This is a genomic window from Mycoplasma sp. 4013 (assembly GCF_054353875.1).
The window spans coordinates 92109-113884 of record NZ_JBTHHK010000002.1; the positions used below are offsets into that span (position 1 = coordinate 92109).

Below are 21776 nucleotides of genomic sequence, written 5' to 3' on the forward strand. Positions count from 1 at the left end.
AAACACTTATACACTTTTATCGCTTAACATATAATTTAAGTTAATATTTGTCTATAAATAGGTTGTATAAAATACAAAATTTTTGATAAAATTAAAACATAAAAGGAATTATATGAAAAAAGTAATTTTTCAATTAGGTGAACCCATTGCAGGACTATGTGGTTTATCTGGAATAAATCAAAATAATGTTCAAATAGAAAGTAAGCTAACTAAAAACCTTACTTATACTGAAAAATATAATGAATTAGAAAAAGTTTCATATTTGTCTAAATCTTTGTTTAAAAATAAAGATGTGTTACTTGATAATATAGTCGAAAATTTAATGTCAAAGAAAAAAGGCACAGTAAAAGCAGTCAATGAGATTTCCATAACTGATTTTAAGGAACTAGCAAGTAATTTTGTAAAAATATATAAAGAAAAAAATGTAGTTACACCAGAACAACAAGAAAAAATCAACAATTTTATTTCAAATGATGGATATAAAAAATTTAAAAAAGAATTAAAGACATCATTGAATAATTTTAAATCTAATATCACTAATAATAAAGAACAAACAAAAGAATCTTTACGAGATGAAACAAAAATAAAAAGAGTTATTTTAGATACAAATAAAGGTTATGTTATTAATATTGATAATAATGAAGTAAACTCAAAAACACTTACAAAGCAGTTTTTTGAACTTGAAAAAGAGAAAGATAAAATTGTAAAAACATATAAAGATATAAATGATAATATACTTTGATATAACAAAAGACTAAAAATTATGTACGGTTTACAAGTAGGTACTGCTGTCGCTTCTGCTTTTAGTTTCTTTTTAGGGATATTTAGTTTGGGTTTAGGATTCATTGCGAGTGGTTTGTCTGCTACAACTTCTTTTATACTAAGTGCTATAATAAATAGTTTTGAAACACAAAGAGATGCTTATATAAAAAACAGAAAAGAATTAAAGGGATTTTTTAATTTACCTGAATCATCATTGCTGGATGGAGTTTTAGAAGGTTATTCATATGCTAAGAATGTAATTTCAGGATGAACATGAAATATTTATACTCTTGCTAAAAATTATAAAAGAAATTTTTTTAAATTTAGCAAAGTAAGTAAATGTGTATTTGTGCAAAAAATGTTTGTTCATATTCCTTGATTTGAACTTGACATACTAGATGGAGTCTTATCTGGTTTAGAAATTAAAAATATAGATAATATTAAACCCGTAGAATGAGTAGTTGTAAAGGAAACACCACTAAATAAACCTTATAACCAAGGTGGTATAGGTGGAAGAAATTTAGTTTTCAAAAATCTTAAAACCAATGAAGTATTAACTTTAAATCAAATGTTAGATAAGCCAGATTGATTACTTCATTTATGAGGGTTGCAAAAAGTATATAACAAAAAATATAATTATTGATATATAAGAAAATTACCTAATAAAACAAAAACTGATAATTTAGGATAATATGACAATAGAATATATTTTTATTTTTCTTATTATAAATATTTGTTTTGTGATTCTAGTACATATATTTTTTGTTGTTATTTATACAAAAAGATATCAAAACTTCTTTTTTATAACAAAAGATACATATATAAGGGATATAACTCAAAAAACTAAAGAATACCACATAAATTTTATTAAAGGTTGATATAAGTTTCGTAAGTATCTATTGACCTACAATCGAAAAATATTATATTGGTTTATAATCATAATCTTTAGATTTGTTAGTTTACCACCACTTACTTTGTTATTTATTTTATTAGATCATTATTTGAATTCTAAAACATTCCCAGAAATGATATTACTTTTTGTATTTATATATATAGCCTTTTTGGTTATGGATATATTCACATTTAGATATTGTTTTAAGGGTTATTTTCTTGGTAAAAAAGTACTTAAATATTTTGATTATAAAGTAAAAAATACAAACATTTTAGATACTAAAAATATGCTAGATGTAAATATTTATTTTAATAGTGGGTTGCCGATAAATAATTATATACATTTACCAACAAATATTTTTGATTTTAAGGATAGGATAATGACAACTAAGGAATTTAAAAAGTTATTCAAAGCCGATGCATATGATATTTTTGCATTTTTTATCTTTGATATGCACAAATCTTTTAAAGAAGAACATAGTGATTATTTTTATGGTTTATATATGGATTATGTGAATTTTTTTAATCAGGAAGTTTAAATAATGATTGTATCCATTATTATACTAACGACTATAAATTTATTTTTCATAATATCTTTATTTTCATTTGCTTTATTGATTAAGTTGTTTGTTCAAGATAATTCATTTACTAATTTTCTTTTATATAAAACAGAAAAACTAATACATATTTCTGAAGCAAAGAAAACAAATATATTATTTAAAAAAGGTGCATTGTTATATATAAAAGAAAGTAAAAATAAGCTATATTCATATGGTATCTTCTTATTATTTATAACTTTTTCCTTATTTTTAAATGAATTATTAATAAATTTATCTGTTTATAAAATAATCAACTTTGATAACGACTTGATTAACACCTTAAGTTATTTTCATATTTTTGATGCTGTATATCTTTTGATAATTATTCTTTTATTTTATTTTATAATACAGATGTACATTAAAAACAAAAAGATGAAAAATAACTTCAATGAATGACTAATATACTTTGAATATGATGAAAGCGAATTATATTTAAGTGGTGAAACAGAGTCTAAATCAGATGAAAACAAACCATTGTATCATCTTTTTGATAATAATAAGAAGTTTTTGATGAATATGTTATCTGTAAAGGCCTTTATAATAAACTCAAAATCTGCACTACCGATATTCTATTTTTTAATTTTTGGTTATCATTTTAAAGAGTTAAGCAATGGTAATGTAATTTATAAAGACTTATATCAAGCATTTTTATTTTACAAAGATCGAGAAAATATTTAAGAAAACAATAAAGACAAAAACAAAAGAAGGTAAAACCTTCTTTTGTTTAGTCAAATTTGATATGGTGCGAACGAATGGACTTGAACCATCGACCTCACGATTATCAGTCGTGTGCTCTAACCAGCTGAGCTACGCTCGCATAAGCAAGACTATTATATCATATTTATATAATAATCTAGCATTATTTGAAAATTAACGTTTAGAGAATTGTCTTGCACGACGTGCAGCACGTAATCCAGGTTTTTTACGCTCTTTAGCACGAGCATCTCTAGTAAGCATTCCTGCTTTTTTTAAGATAGCACGGTAATCAGCACTTGCTTCTAATAAAGCACGAGCAATACCCAATCTTATTGCTCCGGCTTGACCACTTAATCCACCACCACATACATTAACATTAACATCAAATGTTCCGAATGTTTCAGTTAATACAAAAGGTTGATTAGCATCTTTTAAGTATATATCAGATGTTAAATATTCACGAGCATCACGTTTATTGATTAAAAATTTTCCTTTTCCTGGTGTTAATTTAACACGAGCAACAGATGATTTTCTTCTTCCTAAACCACGGTATTCTAATTTTTGGTTCATTATTTAACCTCTAATCTTTCTGGATTTTGTGCTTTTTGATTATGTTCTGGACCTGCATAAACAAATAAATTACGACGCTGTTTATTACCAAGTTTTGTATGAGGAATCATTCCACTAACTGCTTTTTCTACTAATGCAGTAGGTCTTTTTACTCTTAACTTTGCTGCTGTAATACTTTTTAAACCACCAGGATAACCTGAGTGTGAGTAGTAAATTTTTTGTTCATCTTTTTTAGCAGTCAAAATAACTTTAGCGGCATTTACAATAACAACATTATCACCCATATCAGCATTTGGTGTAAATGTAGGTTTATTTTTTCCTCTTAAAACAGAAGCAACAAATGCAGCAAGACGACCTAAAACTTGTCCTTCAGCATCGATTACATATCATTTTTTATTTGCTTGTTGTGTATTTACAATAGTTGTTTGTCTCATACATCCTCCTACGTTAATTAAAATTGACATATTTTTTAAAAATGCTAATTTATTATACCAGAAAATTAATATAACACGAATTTAAGAAGTTTAAATTTTTATGCTAAATTCGACTTGTATATATATGAATTAGTCAATTTCAAGCTGTGATAACATGAAAATTGCAGCAGTTTCTGCTCTTAAAATTCTTTTTCCAAGTGAAACTATTTTGATGTTATTATCCATGGCTTTTGTTACTTCTTTGTCACTAAAACCACCTTCAGGACCAACAAAAAATAAAGTATTTTCTGATATAGGTTGGTTTATTTTAATTTGAAAATCAACCTTTTCATGCGCTAAAATTTTATTATCAACTTGGTATGTAATCACTTGGTCAAAAGTTTGTAACTGTAATAATTCGGGAATTTTATTTCTAAAAGATTGTTCTGCAGCATTTTTGATGATGCTTTTAAATCTAGGAATTCTCTTTTGAAATTTAGAATGGTTAATTAACTCCCTATTAGTAAATTCTGTTTGCATCGGTATTATAATATCCACACCTAATTCAGTAGCTTTTTGTAAAGCTCATTCAAATCTTTCATATTTAATAACCGATAAAGCTAAAACAACTTTATATTTATGTTCATTAAAAAGATTTAGTTCCCTTATTATTTTCGCTTTGTTATGTTCTAAAACACACTCATAAAATTTTTCTTGATAAACACAGATGAAGTGTCTATCTTGTATTCTTATCACACTAAGATGTTTTAAAACATCTGCATCCAAAATGAAATAATTATCTTCTTTACAATTAACAAAAAATCTATTCATTGATAATTTTTAATCTGGTTATATGTTTGTTAATGTTATTTATAAAATTTGTATTGAAGATAGATGATAAAGCATTTTTTGGTAAATTATTAAATTTATTAATTAGTTTTGAATCTACATAATTTATTTTTTTTGTTTCATGCTTTAGAAAAAAGTGTTTATTTACCTTGAAAGCAAAACTAAATGGATCGAAAAAAATAACACCTTTTTCATATTCTTTATCATGGTTTGGACACAAAAGAAATCTGTTATCACCTGATGTGGTTAAATTAAATGCATCATCGATACTTATATTATTTTTTTGATGCTCTGCTTGAATATCTGTATGACGATAAATATGTGCTGTTATAAGATTTTCATTAATATTATAATCACAAGCAAAACATTCACCTATATTAATATAATTATTGTATTTTTTATATATATTGGCTCTAAGGAATTTTTGATTTCTTAATAAAAATTGTTTTGTTTTATCTATATCGTAATTATATTTGTTAGTTTGCTCATTTACGGTTGTGTTATACTGGAAGGAAAAACCTAATGAAGTCACATACTTTTTTATGTTCATAGAAACAGAATCACCATTTAGCAATCAAAGATTTAAGGTTTTTTGTTCAAATTGGTGTGATAATTTTGAAATAATTTTACATGACAATAATGTGTCTTGTCTGTTGACACCATCAAATTTACCATAAACATCAATAAAAATGTGATTTTTTATCATTTGATACTCAATAATTAACGGCTTATTAAGTTTATTTTTTAAACTAGATAATTGTTTCTGTTTTATAGACTGAATTAATGAGAGATTTCTAGATAAGTTTTCTGTTTTATTTTTTATATTCTGATCTATAAAATCTAAAAATGAATAACTAATTTTAAAATCTATATATATTAGTTGTTCAAGATCGAGAATTACAGAATTTGAAATGTAAAGTTTTTGATTTTTTAACTTTAAGAAATATCAATCTAAAGGATTTAAACAAAGGTAAATATTCTTGAATTGTGGATTGTTTTCGTATAATTTAATAATAGGTAGAGAGTTTTGCTTAATAAAAGCGTTTCTGCTTTTTAATTTAAATTTTTTGTTTAGTTTTTGACTAAAATAAACAAGTGTGTTGGTATTCGTAATAAACAAACCTTGATATTGTTTCTTCTCAAAAATTCAGTTGATATTATTTGGAGAAATATTATTAATGAATTTATTATATATAAGTTCATCTAAAATGGTTCTTTTTAAATCTTTTTGTGTCTTTTTGCTATCTATATTTTTTAGTTGAATAAATAAAGAATCAAAATATTTATCAGAAATACAAATTTGTATTATATTTTTATGTATATTCTTTTCCATCTTTTTTGTAATCTACACCTTTCCATACCTGGATATCTTTATCGAATAAGTCGTTAGCAATTCACATACTTGCAAATGATGGCCTTTGCAAATTCATATGATCATAGTTCAAATAATTCTTTGTAAAACACATTCTACGTTTTAAATGTACATATTGCACCCTCTTGAATTTTTGTAAAAAATCACAAAATTTTTCACTATTTAATGCTTGAATTCCAAAGATCAGTGCTCATGGTTTGTTAAATTCAAGAAGTCTTTTTAATAAATTATGTTTATTTCTAAATGGTGGATTGCTAATGATAATATCTCAATTTTCATCTGGTTGATATTTATAAAAATCTTGTCTATTATATATGTGTGATGAAAGAACTTTATAGCCATTATTTTTAAATACAGTTACAAAATTTGAATCAGGTAAATCAAACGGACATCAAATTACCTTATTTTGGGGAATTTTAGCATTATCAATAAAAAATTTAATATCTTCTTTTGTTGTATATCATTCATCATCGTTTGCATAACGAAATGCTTTTGTAATGTCATTTTTACTTTTTTCTTTTGCAGAAAGTAAATATTCTTTCACAAAATTTACGTTTTGCGAAAGATTTTCACCGTTTTTCAAGTTATCTAACACTTTTTCTATTATCTTCATAAATTTTAATTACCCATCATAATTTCTTCGTATTCTTCAAGGCTACCACGGAATAAAAAACTTTTTGTTGGTGATTGAAGCTCTAAAATCACATCGGCACATTGATTTACAAAAGCGCGATTATATGTAGTGAATATTGCACCACCTTTATAACTTTTAACTCCTTCTATTACTGAATCAATGCTTTCTGCATCGAGGTGATCAAGTGGTTGATCTAAAACAATAAAGTTTGATTCTAAAAGCATCATTCTTGAAAACATTAAACGTGCTTTTTCTCCACCACTTGTAACGGAAACTTTTTTAAATACTGAATCATTACTAAATAACATGCGCCCTAAAAAACCACGCATACGAGCATCGTCATTTTCTTTATTCTCTTTTTCTTTATTTAATAAAGGTCATTTTGAAATTCATTCTAAAACGGTTTCGTTGGTATCAAAATATTTACTGTTATCGTTAGGGAAATAACTTGGTGTTATAGTTTGACCTCATTCTATAGTTCCGCTCGATGGTTTTCTTTCACCAATAATACATTCTAAAAGTCTGGTTTTAGCAATATCATCATCACCGACAATAACCATTTTTTCACCAGGACGTAAAGTGAATGATACATTTTCAAACAAAACATCACCATTTTCATTTTTATAAGTCAGATTTTCAACATATAAGATTTGCTTCCCGTGATCACGATTCATTTCTCAACGAACATAAGGGTATTTGCGATTAGAAGGTTTGATTTCATCTAAAGAAATTTTTTCCAGTGCTTTTTTTCTACTTGTTGCTTGTCTTGATTTTGAAGCATTTGCACTAAAACGAGCAATAAATTCTTTAAGTTTTTCGATTTGTACTTCTTTTTTAATATTACTTTGTTTCATTATTTCACGGGCTAATTCAGATGATTGCTTTCAAAATGAATAATTACCTGTATAAATCTTCGCTTCATTATAATCTATATCAACAATATGAGTGCAAATTGCATCAAGAAAATCACTATCATGACTAACAACGATAACAACATTTTGATAATCAGTCAAAAAGTTTTCTAATCACTTAATCGAACGTAAATCAAGGTGGTTAGTTGGTTCATCCATTATCAAAATATCCGGATTTCCAAACAATGCTTTTGCCAATAACACTTTAATTTTTTGATTAGCTGTTAATTGTGACATCGGTACATGTCATTTTTCTTTTGGAATTGAAAGATTTGATAACAATTCTTGTGCATCATTTTCGGCTGTTCAACCCCCTAATTCACCATATTTATCTTCTAGTTCACCGGCTCTTGTGTAGTCATCCATTGTTGCATCGGGATTTGCATAAATGGCATTTTTTTCTTCTAAAACTGCATATAAATCAGTATTTCCCATTATTACAACATCGGTTACATTATAATTATTATATGCATTGTGGTCTTGAGATAAAACAGAAATGCGTTTATTTTTTTCTTTTATAATTTGTCCTGCAGAAGCTTCTAGTTCACCTGACATAATTTTTAAAAATGTTGATTTACCAGCACCATTTGCTCCAATTACCCCATATGTATTTCCTTCAGTAAATTTTAAATTAACATTTTCAAAAAGTTTTTTATCACTAAAAACCATACTTAAATTTTGAATCTCTAACATTTTTACCCCTTAGTTTGCTAAATTTAAAAAAACCTTCAAAAGAAGGCTGTGACAATTAAGCATATTGCTCGATGTCGGCTCTTATTAATTTTATCTTAAATTTTTCTTTTTAATATAAAAAAACTAAAATAATGTTTTACATTATATTTTGATAAAGAGAAATTTAAAAAATTATCAAAATAATGGTTTTATAGTTAATAATTTACATCTGATAATAAAAAAGTGAAAATAAATTATGAAAAAAATTATTAACTGTTATAATATCTTAGCAACTCGGGGGGATAGCAAAGCGGCCAAATGCGGGTGGCTGTAACCCACTTTCTTACGATTCGGGGGTTCGAATCCCTCTCCCCCCACCATGTTGCCCCATAGCCAAGCGGTAAGGCATCGGGTTTTGGTTCCGACATGCGTTAGTTCGAATCTAACTGGGGCAGCCATATCACCTTTAGGGGTGTTTTTTTATGACTAAACACACAATTTAAACATAGAGAAAGTGGTATAATAGCAAAATATGAATCGTGAATTAGAAAAAATTACACCATTAGAAGAAAATTTCGCTAAGTGATATACAGATGTAGTTAAAAACGGGAATTTAATCGCATACGGACCTTCAAAAGGTTCTATTATTTTCAAACCAAATTCATATGGTATTTGGGAAATTATTCAAAAAGAGTTAAATAAAATTTTTAGATTTAAAGGAATTAAAAATGTTTATTTGCCATTATTAATACCTAAATCATTGTTTGATAGAGAAAAGGACCATGTTGAAGGATTTAATCCTGAATTAGCAACTGTGACATGTGTTGGGGATCGTGAATTAGATGAACCACTTGTTATTCGTCCAACATCTGAAGTTTTATTTGCAGATTTATTCAAAAAGAGCATAAATTCCTATAATGATTTACCAATAATTTATAATCAATGAGCCAATGTTGTGCGTTGGGAAAAAACCACTAACCCATTTTTACGTTCACGTGAGTTTTTATGACAAGAAGGACATACCTGCCACTCTGATCCCTTAGAAGCCCGAAAATTTACTCGTGAAATGATAAATACATATGCAAAATTTTTGAAAAATTTTCTTGCAATCCCTACAATAGTAGGTAAGAAAACACCAAGTGAAAAATTTGCAGGAGCTTGCTCGACATATACGCTAGAAGCGATGATGAAAGATGGAAAGGCTTTGCAAGCGGGAACAAGCCATTATCTAGCACAAAATTTTTCAAAACCATATGAAATAACATTCAAAAATAAAGAAAATACACTTGATTATGTTTATCAAACATCCTGAGGTGTTTCTACTCGTTTGTTAGGTGCCCTTATTATGACACATGGAGATAATCGTGGAATTATTATTCCTCCATTTGTTGCACCAATTCAAGTTGATATCTTGGAGTTATTTAATAAAAAATCTGAAAAAGTATCTGTTATAGGTAAATTCATATTTAATGAGTTATCTAAAAAATTCCGTGTAAATTTAGATAATTCTGATCGAAATCCTGGATTTAAAGCATCTAATAGCGAAATCCAAGGTGTTCCATTAAGAATTGAAATAGGACCACGTGATTTAGAAATCGATGAGGTAACTTTTGTTCGTCGTGATACTTTGCAAAAATTTCAAGTTAAAATAACTGATATAAAAGCAACAGTAAAACAAACTTTAACCGATATCCATAATAACTTATATCAAACTGCATTAAAACGATTGAAAGAAAATGTGGTTTATGTAGATTCGTATCAAGAATTAAAACAACAAATTGAAGCAGGAAAATTTGTTTATGCTCCTTTTTGTTGCTTAGATGAAGCAGAAAGACTGATTAAACAAGAAACAGGTGCTACCACTAGATGTATACCGATTAAGTTGTTTAAAAAACCAGGGAATAGAAATCACTGCATTTTTGAAGATTGTAATAATATCACCAATCGCTATGTAATTTTCGCTAAAGCATATTAGCATACTAGGCTAAATTGTCTAGTATTTTTACATATTTATAAATGTTTTATAATTTGATGAAAGGAGTTTATGGCAAGAGTTGTTTTAGGAATGAGTGGTGGTGTTGATTCGTCAGTTTGTGCATATTTATTAAAACAACAAGGTTATGAAGTGGTAGGTTTATTTATGCGCAATTGAGATAGTGTAGTAAATAACGATTATCTAGGAAACAAAGATGTGAATAGTGATATTTGTCCACAAGAAAAAGATTATTTAGATGCTCAAAAAGTTGCGTTAAAATTACAAATACCACTATATAGAGTTGATTTTGTGCAAGAGTATTGACAAAATGTTTTTGAAAACTTTATATCAGAATATCAAAAAGGGCGTACACCGAATCCTGATATTTTATGTAATAAATATATTAAATTTGACAAGTTTGCCAAATATGCTTTTAATGAGCTGAAGGCAGATTATATTGCAATGGGACATTATGCAAAGGTTGAAAACGGACATTTATATCGTGCAAAAGATACCAATAAAGATCAAACATATTTTTTAGCACAATTAACTAGCGAGCAACTTACCAATGTTATAATGCCACTCGCAGAACTAACCAAACCACAGATTCGGGAGCTTGCTCATAAACTTGATTTAGCAACCGCAGATAAAAAAGATTCGACAGGAATATGCTTTATCGGTGAACGTAATTTTGGTGAGTTTTTACAAAATTATATTCCTGCTTGTGATGGGGATATTGTTGATATTACAACTAATAAAATAATAGGAAGACATATAGGAAGTTTTTATTATACAATCGGACAACGCAAAGGACTTAATTTAGGTGGGATGGAGCAGCCTTATTATGTTTGCGGAAGAGATGTAACAAAAAACATTATTTATGTAGCACCAAGCACTCAAATGCAGTGACTGCTTTCGGATGCTTTGATTGCTTCGAACTACACCTTTAATCATACAGAGTTTGATAAAAATAATTTGACTGCTAAATTTCGATATCGTCAAGAAGATATACCAATAAAACTTGAAATATTAAGTGATACACATATAAAAGTACATTATTCTCAAACATCTTCTGCAGTTACTCCAGGGCAACATGTTGTAATTTATGATGGAGACAAGTGCATTGGAGGAGCAACAATTGATGAAATATTTTATAAAGATAAAAGGTTAGATTATTTATAAGGAGCATAATGAAATCAAAAGAAATAAGACAAAGATGGTTAGATTTTTTTGCATCTAAAAACCACTATATTGTTGAATCAAAAAGTTTGATTCCACAAAATGATCCATCATTACTTTGAATTAATTCGGGTGTAGCAACCTTAAAAGATTATTTTTCAGGTAAAAAAATTCCACAATCTCGACGTTTAACTAACTCACAAAAATCGATTCGAACTAATGACATAGAAAATGTCGGGGTAACAGCTCGACACCATACTTTTTTTGAAATGCTTGGAAATTTTTCGATAGGGGATTATTTTAAAAAAGAAGCTATTGAATTTGCAATAGAGTTTTTATTAAATGATTTAAAACTACCAAAAGAAAAGTTATATTTTACATATTATTATGAAGATTTAGAAACCAAGAATCTGTGATTAAGTCATGGGATTTCGGAAAAACACTTGATAGCAGGGACAAAAGATACAAATTTCTGAGAAGTAGGATCTGGACCTTGCGGACCTAATACTGAAATATTTTATGATCGTGGACAAAAATATGATAGTCGTGGCATCGAACTTTTAAAACAAGATATTGAAAATGACCGCTATATAGAAATATGAAATATTGTGTTTTCTACTTATAATTCAGATGGTGAAGGAAACTATACAGAACTTAAGCAAAAAAATATCGATACAGGTGCAGGTTTTGAAAGAATTGTTTCAATTTTACAAGATGCCCCTACAAACTATGATACTGACTTGTTTTTGCCAATAATTTATGAAATAGAAAAATATACTAACTTTAGATATGATATAAATAACTATTTTATCAAAGAACCTGAGCAAAATAAAATAAATAGTTATTTTAAAATAATTGCTGATCATATGCGTGCAGTTGTTAATGCTGTTGCCGATGGTGCTAAGATATCAAATGTAGGTCGTGGTTATATTTTACGTCGTTTAGTGCGTCGTAGCGCATATATAGCAATGCAATTAGGTATTTATAAACCTTTTTTATATAAATTAGTTGATGTTATAAAAAGCACTTTACCATATGAATATGATGCCAAAAAAGTAGTACAAATTATCTATGAAGAAGAAGAAAATTTCTTAAAAACAGTTGAGAACGGAAGATTATTATTAAAATCTGAGATAAAGCCAAATCAAAAAATTTTTTCAGGTGAAATAGCATTTAAATTATTTGAAACATATGGATTTCCAATCGAATTAACAACTGAAATACTTGCACAAGATGGAATAAGTATTGAAATGGATTCGTATCATCAAGCAAAAGAAAAACATAGTCAAATAAGTCGTGGTAAAAAACTTTCAGGAATGGATAAAGTTATTAACTCATTAACCTTAATTAAAAATAAAGAAGATGAATTTATAGGATATACTGATACAAAATCTAAAACCACTATTTTACATCTGCTAGATACAGAAAAAGAAATTGATGCATCTGATAAAATAAGTTATGTTATTTTAAAGCAAACTCCATTTTATGCTACAGGTGGTGGGCAAAAACACGATCGAGGATATATGCTGCAAAATGATAATAAAATAATTATCATAGATGTCTTTAAAGATAAGTTCGGAAACCATATTCATAAGGTTGAAGGTAAAATTAATCGTTTCGATGAAATAGAATGCTATGTTGATGAAAAAATTCGTCGTGGTTTAGAGAGAAACCACTCCGGAACTCACTTGTTATTTTGTGCTCTAAGAAAAGTTTTAGGGCCACAAATTAAACAACTTGGTAGCGATAACAATGAAGAGCGCTTAACATTTGATTTACCAGCAGATAAAAAACCTACAGAAGCTCAAATTAAAGAAATCGAAGACTTAATTCATTTATATATTAAACAAGATGCAAAACGTGATTATTTAATTATGTCAACTGAACAAGCCAAAGAAATTGGTGCAATAATGACCTTAGAAGAAGCTGAATATATGGACCCAAAAGCAGTCCGTATAGTCAAATTTGAAGGCATTACAGCCGATTTATGTGGTGGAACTCATTTATCACATACTGCTAATTTAGAAGATTTTAAAATTACTAATGTTGAAAAGAAAGCGGCTGGTGTATACCGGATTCGCGCTATTTCATCATTTGAAACAGTAAATGAATATTTAAATGAACAAAAGGATATGCTAATTATAGAATTAAATAAAAGTATTGAAAAAGTTGAAAAAATCAATCCAAATTATAAAAAAGATATTGAGATACCAAATAATTTACAACAAGCAATTGAATATTTAAATAATCAGATACAGCAAGTTCGTAATGATTATATAAAAGAAAGTAAAAAACAGACTGAATCATTTGTTTTTGACTATGATGCAGCGGAGTTTGTTGAAATTAACAATCATAAAGTTTATTTGAATACATCAGTTGATAAATCACAAATAAAAATAGTTGCTTCAACATTGCGAGAAAAATATCCAGATGCTTTAGTTGTTTTAACTTCTTCTGATATAGATCCAATGTTAGTTGTTGCATCAAAAAAATATAATTCAAACCTTATTGCACAGCAAATTATGCAGCAATTAAATGGTAGAGGTGGAGGAAATAACATCTTAGCTATGGGAAAAATTTCTGATAACAAAAACATTTTACAACTGCTATATAGTATTAAATGAGAAAACTCAGTTTAGATTTAGGAACAAAATCCTGTGGTTTTGCAATAACTGATGAAAGTGAGATTATTGCAAGTGGTTTAGAAAATTTTAAAATGGATGAAAATGATTTTCAAGCAGTTATAAATAAAATAAAAATGTATATAAATCAATACCAAATTGATGGTGTGATTTTAGGTTACCCACTTAAAATTAGTGGCCAAAAAAGCGAAAGAACCTTAATGGTAGAACAATTTGCAAAATTATTAGATGAAAATTTTAATATTCCTTATTTATTTGTAAACGAGCAATACACAACTAAAAAAGCTCATGAAACTTTAATTTCAGCAGGATATACAAGAGCAAAAAGAAAATTATATAAAGATAAAATAGCAGCAGTTTTAATTTTGCAAGAGTATTTAGATTATTATAAGCATAGAAAGGAAATTAAATGGAATTATCACAAGCAACAATAACTGGCTTATGAGTATCTGCTGTTGTAGTTTTTGTGGTTGGTATCGGTATATATATCGGATTACAAATTTATGCAAGATATATTAGAAAAAAATATGTACAAAAATCACAAAAACAAACACAAATTCAGATACAAACCTTACGGAATGATATAGGTACGCTACCGTATATTCTCAAAGATGAATTTAAATCTAAAGCAGATGATTTAGATATCGAAGGGTTAATTAATACATTTTATATAAATAAATATACTTCATTGTTAGTAATATCGAAAAATGATTTATTCCCTTTTGCTTGCTTGGTTGAAAAAGTCAAATTAGCAGGTTATTACGACTTAGATGAATTTGATTTTATAAAATATAATGAAGTTCGTAGAAAACTTCCGGATCAATTTATGCAACCAGTATTACCTTATAATAATGAAAATATTGATTTTGTAGCAGTTTTTAACAGTGATAAGAACCTTAATACTTTGTATGAAAATTATTATCCGAATCTCAACGCAAATGGTATGCTTGCAATAAACCTAAAGAAATATAAAAATTCAGAAATTTTAGAGTTAGATAAAAAACTTAAAAATAAAAATATTAAGCATGAAGTATCATATATTACAAATCGATTCTTGTTTATTGTAAAAAGCGATATAATAACAGATAATTTAGGAGTATCAAATGGACAATAAAAACATTATTTACCTTTCACAAGAAAAATATGATGAGTATAAAACTGAATATGAAAATTTAGTCAACATTGAACGTAAGGCGGTGCAGGAAGCCCTTAAAGAAGCACGTGCTCAAGGTGACTTATCTGAAAATGCCGAATACGATGCAGCAAGGGAACGTCAGGGAATTGTCGAAGGACGTATAAGCGAACTTGAGAATATTCTTGATAATGCACAAATTATCGAATCAAAACATGATAAATCTGATACCACCGTTGGAATAAACTCGTTGGTAACGTTTTTAGTGCTGGAAAAGAAAGTAGAAAAGTCAGTTACTATTACTGGATCACACGATACCAATCCGTTTGAAAATAAGGTATCAATGTCAAGTCCTTTAGCAGTTGCTATGATTGGTAGAAAACCAGGAGATATTATTGAAATTGAAGCTCCAAATAAATATTCTGTAAAAATTATAAATGTAGAACATTTATAGAATTAAGCCGTATTTTGCTACGGCTTTTTTAATACAACACAAGGAGAACAAATGAACAAACACCCACACATTAAAGAAATATTATACACACAAGAATTTTTGGAAGCAGAAATTAAAAAGTGTGCAGATTGAATTAATCAAACTTACCAAGCAAGCAATAACTTAGTTATTGTAGGTCTACTAAAAGGTTCTATACCGTTTTTAGCACAATTGATTAAAGATGTTGAAGTTGATCATTCGCTTGATTTTATTACAGCAAGCAGTTATGCAGGTGGCAGCCAATCCAAAGGTAGTGTAAAAATAATTATGGACTTAGCAGAAGATATTTTTGATAAAGATGTTTTAATTGTTGAAGATATCATTGACAGTGGAATTACATTAGAAAAAATTCAAAACCTTTTATTATCACGTAAACCAAAATCACTAAGAATTTTAACTTTGTTAGATAAACCGTTTCATCGAAAGAATGATTTGCAAGCAGATTTTTCAGCAATAAAAGTTCCGGATGAATTCTTGGTTGGTTTTGGTTTGGATTATAAAGAAAAACTCAGAAACTTACCATATATTGGGATATTTGATAAAAAATATTTATAGTAATTAAAAAAAACGGAAAATTTCCGTATTTTTAATGACCATGTGAATGGATTGAAAGAATAATAACTGAAAAAACAACTCCTAAAAATAACATTAATAAAGTAATAAATCATTTTTTCTTATTAAATATTTCATGATAGAATTCAGGGAAGAATTCAACTAATGATGTAAAAATAAAGATACCACCTATACCCGAATAAATTATACTTTTAAGTGGATCACTAACAAAATCACCACCATAAATACCAATTAGGATAAAAGGTAAAAATAAACCTAAACCAGCAAAGGATGTGAATAATGCTTTTCAAGGAGAAAATCCTGCATCACGTAATCTAAGGTAGAAGATGGTTTCTTCGGGTATAAGATGTAAGATTAAGGAAATAAAGTATGCTACAGTAATATCGCTTGCTTTTGATGCATCGGCTGCTACTTGTGAAAGGTTATAACCAATTAATAATCCTTCCGGGATGCGATGTGTAAGTAATAATAGCAGAGCGATAAGTTTTAACTTTCCTTCAGTTTTTGCTAGTAGAGTATTTTCTACAAGTTGTAACTTATCTTCTCGGTTGCTTAAAAATTCTTCATGACTGTGGGTGTGGTCATGTTCGCTGTTGCTATGTTTATGTTCGTGGACAAAAACACTAAGTTTTTTTGACTTCATCAGTTGTTTGTTTAATTTTGAAGAAATAACAAATTTTAAAACAAAAGCAAATGTTAATCCGACTAAAATTCCTCCACCTACCATACCAATATTAGATAAATAATATACTGATGTACCTTCGCCAAATATTTCAGAATGATGCGAAGCAACTTCTAATGATTCACGCAAGAAACCAAAGGAAGCAAGTATTATAAAAAAACCAGTTGAAAAAGCATATAAGTATACTTTAGTTTTTTGAATTTGTTTTTTAAATATCGGTAGCACAAATGATAAGATAATAGGAACCATTAAAAGAACAATTAAAAAGATTAAACTTAATAAAAATTTTGATAAATAAGGGTTATTTATCCCGTTGTTAATACCTAAATAAAGATTATTTAATCACTGCATTAGTTAATTTCTACATTATGAAATACATCTTGTACATCATCGTCATCTTTTAATTTTTCAACAAAATCTGTTAATTTTGCTTGTTTTTCTGCATCATAACTTACATATATATTTGGAATATATGTAACTTCACATTGGATAAAGTTATCGATTTTAAACTCTGTTTCAAGTGCAGATTTAAGCTCACTAAAGTTTTCGGGTTGTGCTAAGATGACAAATGTTTCATCATTGCTTTGTACATCATCTGCACCATTTTCTAATGCTATAAGCATTAAATCATCTTCTGAAATATTCTGTTTGCTAAATTCGATAATACCTTTTTTATCAAATGAAAAAGGTATCTGTCCGGTTTTTCCTAAGGTTGCATTTTGCTTATTAAAATATGCTTGGATATTCGATTTAACACGATTTATATTATCAGATAAAGTTACAACAATAAAGGTAGCACCACCACTAATAGTAGCATTAAAAATTAATTCTGTATATGATGAACCATCTTTGTTCCCTGCTGCCTTAGCGATTGCTCTTTCGATATTGTCTTTTGGCATATTTTTTGCTTTTGCTTTTGAAATAGCAAGTTTTAAAGTAGGATTTTTATCTGGATCTGGTCCTAATTGAGCAGCAACAAAAATTTCTTTTGAAAGTTTTTGAAAAATTTTTCCTCTTGCTGCATCTTGGGCACCCTTACGGTGTGCAATATTAGCTGAGTGTGAATGTCCTGCCATAATGTCTCCTATTCTACTGGTTTTGGTTTAAAAACAGGTTGTCTTTTATGTTCTGTATTTTTATGTCTATATTCTATTTTATTGATTATATCTTTTGTTAAGTGTTGTTTAATAATTTGTGGTTTATCAAGGTGATTTATATAAAAATCTAATTGACGATATGAAAAACCGAGTTCACCTTCATCTGTTTGTCCATCTCATAAACCAGCTGATGGTTTTTTATTTATAATACTATCCGGTACACCTAAAAGTTGAGCTAGATAAGCAACTTCACCCTTTGTTAGTTGACAAATAGGTAATAAATCTGCTCCACCATCACCGTATTTAGTAAAGTAACCTATATATACTTCATCAGCATTATCAGTTCCTAAAACTAAATAATTATTTTCTTGTGCTATTGCATATAAAGTTGTCATTCTTAAACGTGGCTTAATATTAGCGATTGAAAGAGGGTTTGCTAGGTTTAATTCCTTGCTTATTGCCTTAAATGCAGCACCTAATTTAATAGTTTTAAACTTTGTGTTAAACCTTTGTTCAAGTGCTTGTATATCTGCTAAATCGGCTTGTAGCATTGATTGCACCGGTATTACAACCCCAATCGTATTATCTGTCACGGATTTTGCTAAAGCATAAGTTAACGATGAGTCAATTCCTCCGCTAATTCCGACAACAAATCCTTTTGCATTTGCTTTTTGTAACATATCATTTAAAAAAGTTTTTAGAACATCTATATATTCATAAGCTTTTTGCTCATTAAAAGAATGTTCAAAACCATTATAATTGGTAATTTTACTCATACTTACCTTTCTACATAAGTTATATTATATTATAAAATTTGTTTTTCTATATAAAAATTACTATATAGTAATATAAAATTACTTTTAAGCCTATTATCTAGACTTAAAAGTAAAAAAAACCCATAATAGGGTTATTTTTAGTCTTCTACAACTGTTGCTGTGTCTTCGTCGGAATTTTTTGTTTCAGATTTTGTAGCATTTTGTTGTGCTGCATAGTTTGCAAAATCACGCATTACATTTTCTACTGATTCTAATTTTGTTTTTAATGCAGGAATATCTTTTTTATCAATTAATTCTTGTAATTCGTTAATAAGTTTTTCACTCTCTGCTTTTGCTTTTTCATCCATTTTATCACCTTGTTCGGCAGTTGCCTTTTTAATTTGGTCGATTAATGATTCAGCACGAACAATGGTTTCAACTTCTTCTTTGCGCTTTGCATCTGCTTCTTTGTTTGCTTCTGCTTCTTTAACCATTCTTTGAATTTCTTCTTCAGAAAGTTTTGTTGAATTTGTGATTGTAATTTTTGCATCTTTATTTGTTTTTAAATCTTTAGCAGTAACAGTTGTAATACCATTAACATCAATTGTAAAACTTACTTCAATTTGTGGTACTCCACGAGGTGCAGGTTCGATTCCACCAAGATTGAATTGACCTAAAGTCTTATTATCTGATGCCATTTGTCTTTCACCTTGCACAACACGGATTGTTACTTCGGTTTGATTATCAGCTGCTGTTGAGAATACTTGTGATTTAGTTACAGGAATTGTGGTATTTCTGTTGATTAATGGAGTTGCAATACCTCCCATAGTTTCAATTCCTAAGGTTAATGGTGTAACATCTAATAATAAGATATCATCAATATCACCTGCCAATACAGCCCCTTGAATAGCGGCACCAATTGAAACGACTTCATCAGGGTTAATTGAACGGTTAGGTTCTTTATTTAAGGTACGTTTTACCATATCTTGCACTGCAGGCATACGAGTTGATCCACCAACTAATAATACTTCATGCAAATCCTTAGCAGTAATTCCAGCTTCTTTTAAAGCATCTTCAATTGGTTTTCTAGTGCGATCTAATAAATGTGATGTCATTTCTTCGAATTCGCTACGCTTTAGGTTTAATTCAACATTAACAGGTCCATTTTCTGTCATTCCAAAGAAAGGAATTGCAATAGTAACTTGTCCTTGCTCAGAAAGATCAATTTTTGCTTTTTCAGCAGCTTCCTTAAGACGATTTAAACGAGTTTTATCAGTTCCAACTTCAAATTTATAAACATCTTTAATTTTCTTAGTTAATCAGTTTACAATTTCATGATCTCAATCATCTCCACCTAGGTGGTTATCACCTGAGGTAGATAATACGTCAAATGTTCCATCTTCTACTTCGAGAACTGAAACATCAAATGTTCCTCCACCAAGATCATATACTAATACTTTCATTCCTTTATGATCTTTATCAAGACCGAATGCTAATGCAGCCGCTGTAGGTTCATTAATTATTCTTAATACATCTAATCCTGCTATTTTACCAGCAATTTTAGTTGCTTCACGTTGTGCATTGTCAAAGTATGCAGGAACAGTAATAACTGCTTTTTTAACTTTTGTTCCTAATTTTGCTTCAGCATATTCTTTCATATATGAAAGAATCATTGCTGAAATTTCTTCTGGTTTATAGTCTCTTCCATTTACATGAACTGTTTTATCAGTTCCCATAAGTCTTTTAATAGAGATAACTGTATTTGGGTTAGTTTCAACTTGACGTTTAGCATTATCCCCTACAATTTGCTCTCCGTTTTTAAACGATACTACAGATGGAGTAGTTCTTTTACCGTTAGGGTTTTCTAAAACTACTGATTTTTTTCCATCCATAATTGTAACTACTGAATTTGTAGTTCCTAAATCTATTCCTAAAATAATTTCTTTTGCCATGATTTTCTCCTTAATAGTTTTTTTGTTTTTGTTTGTTATATAGATTAATTATAACATAATTTAGCAAACAAAGAATTTAATTGCTAATTTTTTTTTGTCAGTATAACTGATGCAGGTTTAATTAAACGTGAGTTTAATTTTAAACCATATGCTGTAACTTTTTTTACTATATTATCAATATCAGAGTCGATAAAATCAACTACTGCTTGCGAACTTGGATCAAATTCAGTTTCAAGTTGTGGATTAATTATTTCAACACCATTACTTGAAAAAACATCTTCAAATTGTTTTAAAACAATATTAAATCCTATTGTGTAATTACGAGTTTCTTCAGATGTTGAATTACTTCCAAAGTTAACTGCCATTACAAGGTTGTTATAAGGAATAACAAAATCTTCAAAGAAAGATTGCAAAGCATAATTTTTAATATCATTTCGTTCGTTTTCAAGTTTTTGCTTTTGGTTTTCAATTTCTTGTTGTAACATCTGATCTGCCTTTTTTGATAACTGCGATGCTTTTTCTTTAAACTCTGTTTGTAATTTAAGTATATCTAAATCTTTTTGAGCAATTTGTTGTCTTAAAAGGAAAACTTCTGCTCTTAGTTTTGCAAGTTCTTCTTTGACCCCACCTTCTTCAACTATGCTATCATCTGAAACAATATGGTTTGAATTTACATGTGTTATTACTAACCTAACTGTTTTTCCGGCAAATTTTGGAACATCGAACTTTTTAGAATAAGTAAATTCAACCTCTAAAACTTTCTTATATTTACGACCAATGATATATTTATCTAAATCTGGTAAATATTCATTATTTCCTAAGGTAATTGTAGTATTTTTATCATATTCTTTTTGATGGTGACCATCTAAATAAAGACGAAAATCACCTGTTATTTTATCTCCATGTTTATATTTTTTATTAAACATA

General features: G+C 28.4%; 21 protein-coding genes and 3 tRNA genes. 12 read left to right on the plus strand and 12 right to left on the minus strand.

The window, feature by feature from the left end:
* Positions 1-112: 112 nt before the first annotated feature.
* From ACXYRO_RS01120 to ACXYRO_RS01130, 3 genes are all read left to right on the plus strand, one after another.
* Positions 113-1453 (plus strand): hypothetical protein, encoded by a 1341-nt coding sequence (locus ACXYRO_RS01120; RefSeq protein ID WP_458614063.1) that lies wholly within the window; start codon positions 113-115, stop codon positions 1451-1453.
* Between the two features lie 376 nt (positions 1454-1829).
* Positions 1830-2192, plus strand: coding sequence for a hypothetical protein (locus ACXYRO_RS01125; protein WP_458597587.1), 363 nt, complete (start codon positions 1830-1832; stop codon positions 2190-2192).
* A 75-nt stretch (positions 2193-2267) separates the two neighbouring features.
* Positions 2268-2930: a hypothetical protein gene (locus ACXYRO_RS01130; RefSeq protein WP_458597586.1), complete on the plus strand. Its 663-nt coding sequence runs from the start codon at positions 2268-2270 to the stop codon at positions 2928-2930.
* Between the two features lie 62 nt (positions 2931-2992).
* On the opposite strand, the gene ACXYRO_RS01135 is transcribed toward ACXYRO_RS01130, so the two are convergent.
* From ACXYRO_RS01135 to ACXYRO_RS01165, 7 genes are all read right to left on the minus strand, one after another.
* Positions 2993-3069: transfer RNA gene (locus ACXYRO_RS01135), tRNA-Ile, on the minus strand.
* A 53-nt stretch (positions 3070-3122) separates the two neighbouring features.
* The gene (gene rpsI, locus ACXYRO_RS01140; protein ID WP_435128936.1) at positions 3123-3518 is read right to left on the minus strand and encodes a 30S ribosomal protein S9; all 396 of its coding nucleotides are present in this window, start codon (positions 3516-3518) and stop codon (positions 3123-3125) included.
* Positions 3518-3952, minus strand: a complete 435-nt coding sequence (gene rplM / locus ACXYRO_RS01145; protein WP_435128939.1) for a 50S ribosomal protein L13 — start codon at positions 3950-3952, stop codon at positions 3518-3520. Before rplM ends, rpsI begins: the two co-directional genes overlap by 1 nt.
* Positions 3953-4081: 129 nt before the next feature.
* A complete protein-coding gene (locus tag ACXYRO_RS01150) occupies positions 4082-4762 on the minus strand; it encodes a 16S rRNA (uracil(1498)-N(3))-methyltransferase (RefSeq protein WP_458597585.1) in 681 nt (226 codons plus the stop codon).
* On the minus strand, positions 4755-6113 hold the full coding sequence (locus ACXYRO_RS01155) for an HNH endonuclease family protein (protein ID WP_458614064.1): 1359 nt from the start codon (positions 6111-6113) through the stop codon (positions 4755-4757). The genes ACXYRO_RS01150 and ACXYRO_RS01155 overlap by 8 nt, the downstream gene beginning before the upstream one ends.
* Entirely contained in the window at positions 6094-6765 is a 672-nt protein-coding gene (locus ACXYRO_RS01160) for a hypothetical protein (RefSeq protein WP_458597583.1), read from the minus strand. Before ACXYRO_RS01160 ends, ACXYRO_RS01155 begins: the two co-directional genes overlap by 20 nt.
* A 5-nt stretch (positions 6766-6770) precedes the next feature.
* Positions 6771-8390, minus strand: coding sequence for an ABC-F family ATP-binding cassette domain-containing protein (locus tag ACXYRO_RS01165; protein ID WP_458597582.1), 1620 nt, complete (start codon positions 8388-8390; stop codon positions 6771-6773).
* A 275-nt stretch (positions 8391-8665) separates the two neighbouring features.
* Here ACXYRO_RS01165 and ACXYRO_RS01170 point away from each other — a divergent pair.
* From ACXYRO_RS01170 to hpt, 9 genes are all read left to right on the plus strand, one after another.
* Positions 8666-8749: transfer RNA gene (locus ACXYRO_RS01170), tRNA-Tyr, on the plus strand.
* A 3-nt stretch (positions 8750-8752) separates the two neighbouring features.
* A tRNA-Gln gene (locus tag ACXYRO_RS01175) sits at positions 8753-8827 on the plus strand.
* 74 nt (positions 8828-8901) lie between these two features.
* Entirely contained in the window at positions 8902-10344 is a 1443-nt protein-coding gene (gene proS, locus ACXYRO_RS01180) for a proline--tRNA ligase (protein ID WP_458614065.1), read from the plus strand.
* Positions 10345-10413: 69 nt separating this feature from the next.
* The gene (gene mnmA, locus ACXYRO_RS01185) at positions 10414-11526 is read left to right on the plus strand and encodes a tRNA 2-thiouridine(34) synthase MnmA (RefSeq protein ID WP_458597580.1); all 1113 of its coding nucleotides are present in this window, start codon (positions 10414-10416) and stop codon (positions 11524-11526) included.
* Positions 11527-11534: 8 nt separating this feature from the next.
* Positions 11535-14162, plus strand: a complete 2628-nt coding sequence (alaS, locus tag ACXYRO_RS01190; protein ID WP_458597579.1) for an alanine--tRNA ligase — start codon at positions 11535-11537, stop codon at positions 14160-14162.
* Positions 14144-14599 (plus strand): Holliday junction resolvase RuvX, encoded by a 456-nt coding sequence (ruvX, locus tag ACXYRO_RS01195; protein WP_458614066.1) that lies wholly within the window; start codon positions 14144-14146, stop codon positions 14597-14599. The genes alaS and ruvX overlap by 19 nt, the downstream gene beginning before the upstream one ends.
* Positions 14575-15279, plus strand: a complete 705-nt coding sequence (locus ACXYRO_RS01200) for a BC85_0335 family putative methyltransferase (RefSeq protein ID WP_458614067.1) — start codon at positions 14575-14577, stop codon at positions 15277-15279. Before ruvX ends, ACXYRO_RS01200 begins: the two co-directional genes overlap by 25 nt.
* A complete protein-coding gene (gene greA, locus ACXYRO_RS01205; protein ID WP_458614068.1) occupies positions 15269-15751 on the plus strand; it encodes a transcription elongation factor GreA in 483 nt (160 codons plus the stop codon). The genes ACXYRO_RS01200 and greA overlap by 11 nt, the downstream gene beginning before the upstream one ends.
* A gap of 51 nt (positions 15752-15802) precedes the next feature.
* A complete protein-coding gene (gene hpt, locus ACXYRO_RS01210; RefSeq protein ID WP_458614069.1) occupies positions 15803-16345 on the plus strand; it encodes a hypoxanthine phosphoribosyltransferase in 543 nt (180 codons plus the stop codon).
* 31 nt (positions 16346-16376) lie between these two features.
* Here hpt and ACXYRO_RS01215 read toward each other — a convergent pair whose 3' ends face one another.
* The 5 genes from ACXYRO_RS01215 to grpE all read right to left on the minus strand — a co-directional run bounded on the left by ACXYRO_RS01215 (position 16377) and on the right by grpE (position 21775).
* Positions 16377-17396, minus strand: a complete 1020-nt coding sequence (locus ACXYRO_RS01215) for a ZIP family metal transporter (RefSeq protein ID WP_458614070.1) — start codon at positions 17394-17396, stop codon at positions 16377-16379.
* Positions 17396-18121, minus strand: coding sequence for a YebC/PmpR family DNA-binding transcriptional regulator (locus ACXYRO_RS01220; protein WP_458614071.1), 726 nt, complete (start codon positions 18119-18121; stop codon positions 17396-17398). Before ACXYRO_RS01220 ends, ACXYRO_RS01215 begins: the two co-directional genes overlap by 1 nt.
* A gap of 8 nt (positions 18122-18129) precedes the next feature.
* Positions 18130-18918 (minus strand): NAD(+) synthase, encoded by a 789-nt coding sequence (nadE, locus tag ACXYRO_RS01225; RefSeq protein WP_435128981.1) that lies wholly within the window; start codon positions 18916-18918, stop codon positions 18130-18132.
* Between the two features lie 137 nt (positions 18919-19055).
* On the minus strand, positions 19056-20849 hold the full coding sequence (dnaK, locus tag ACXYRO_RS01230) for a molecular chaperone DnaK (RefSeq protein WP_435128983.1): 1794 nt from the start codon (positions 20847-20849) through the stop codon (positions 19056-19058).
* Positions 20850-20932: 83 nt separating this feature from the next.
* Positions 20933-21775, minus strand: a complete 843-nt coding sequence (grpE, locus tag ACXYRO_RS01235; RefSeq protein ID WP_458614072.1) for a nucleotide exchange factor GrpE — start codon at positions 21773-21775, stop codon at positions 20933-20935.
* Position 21776: the final 1 nt, after the last annotated feature.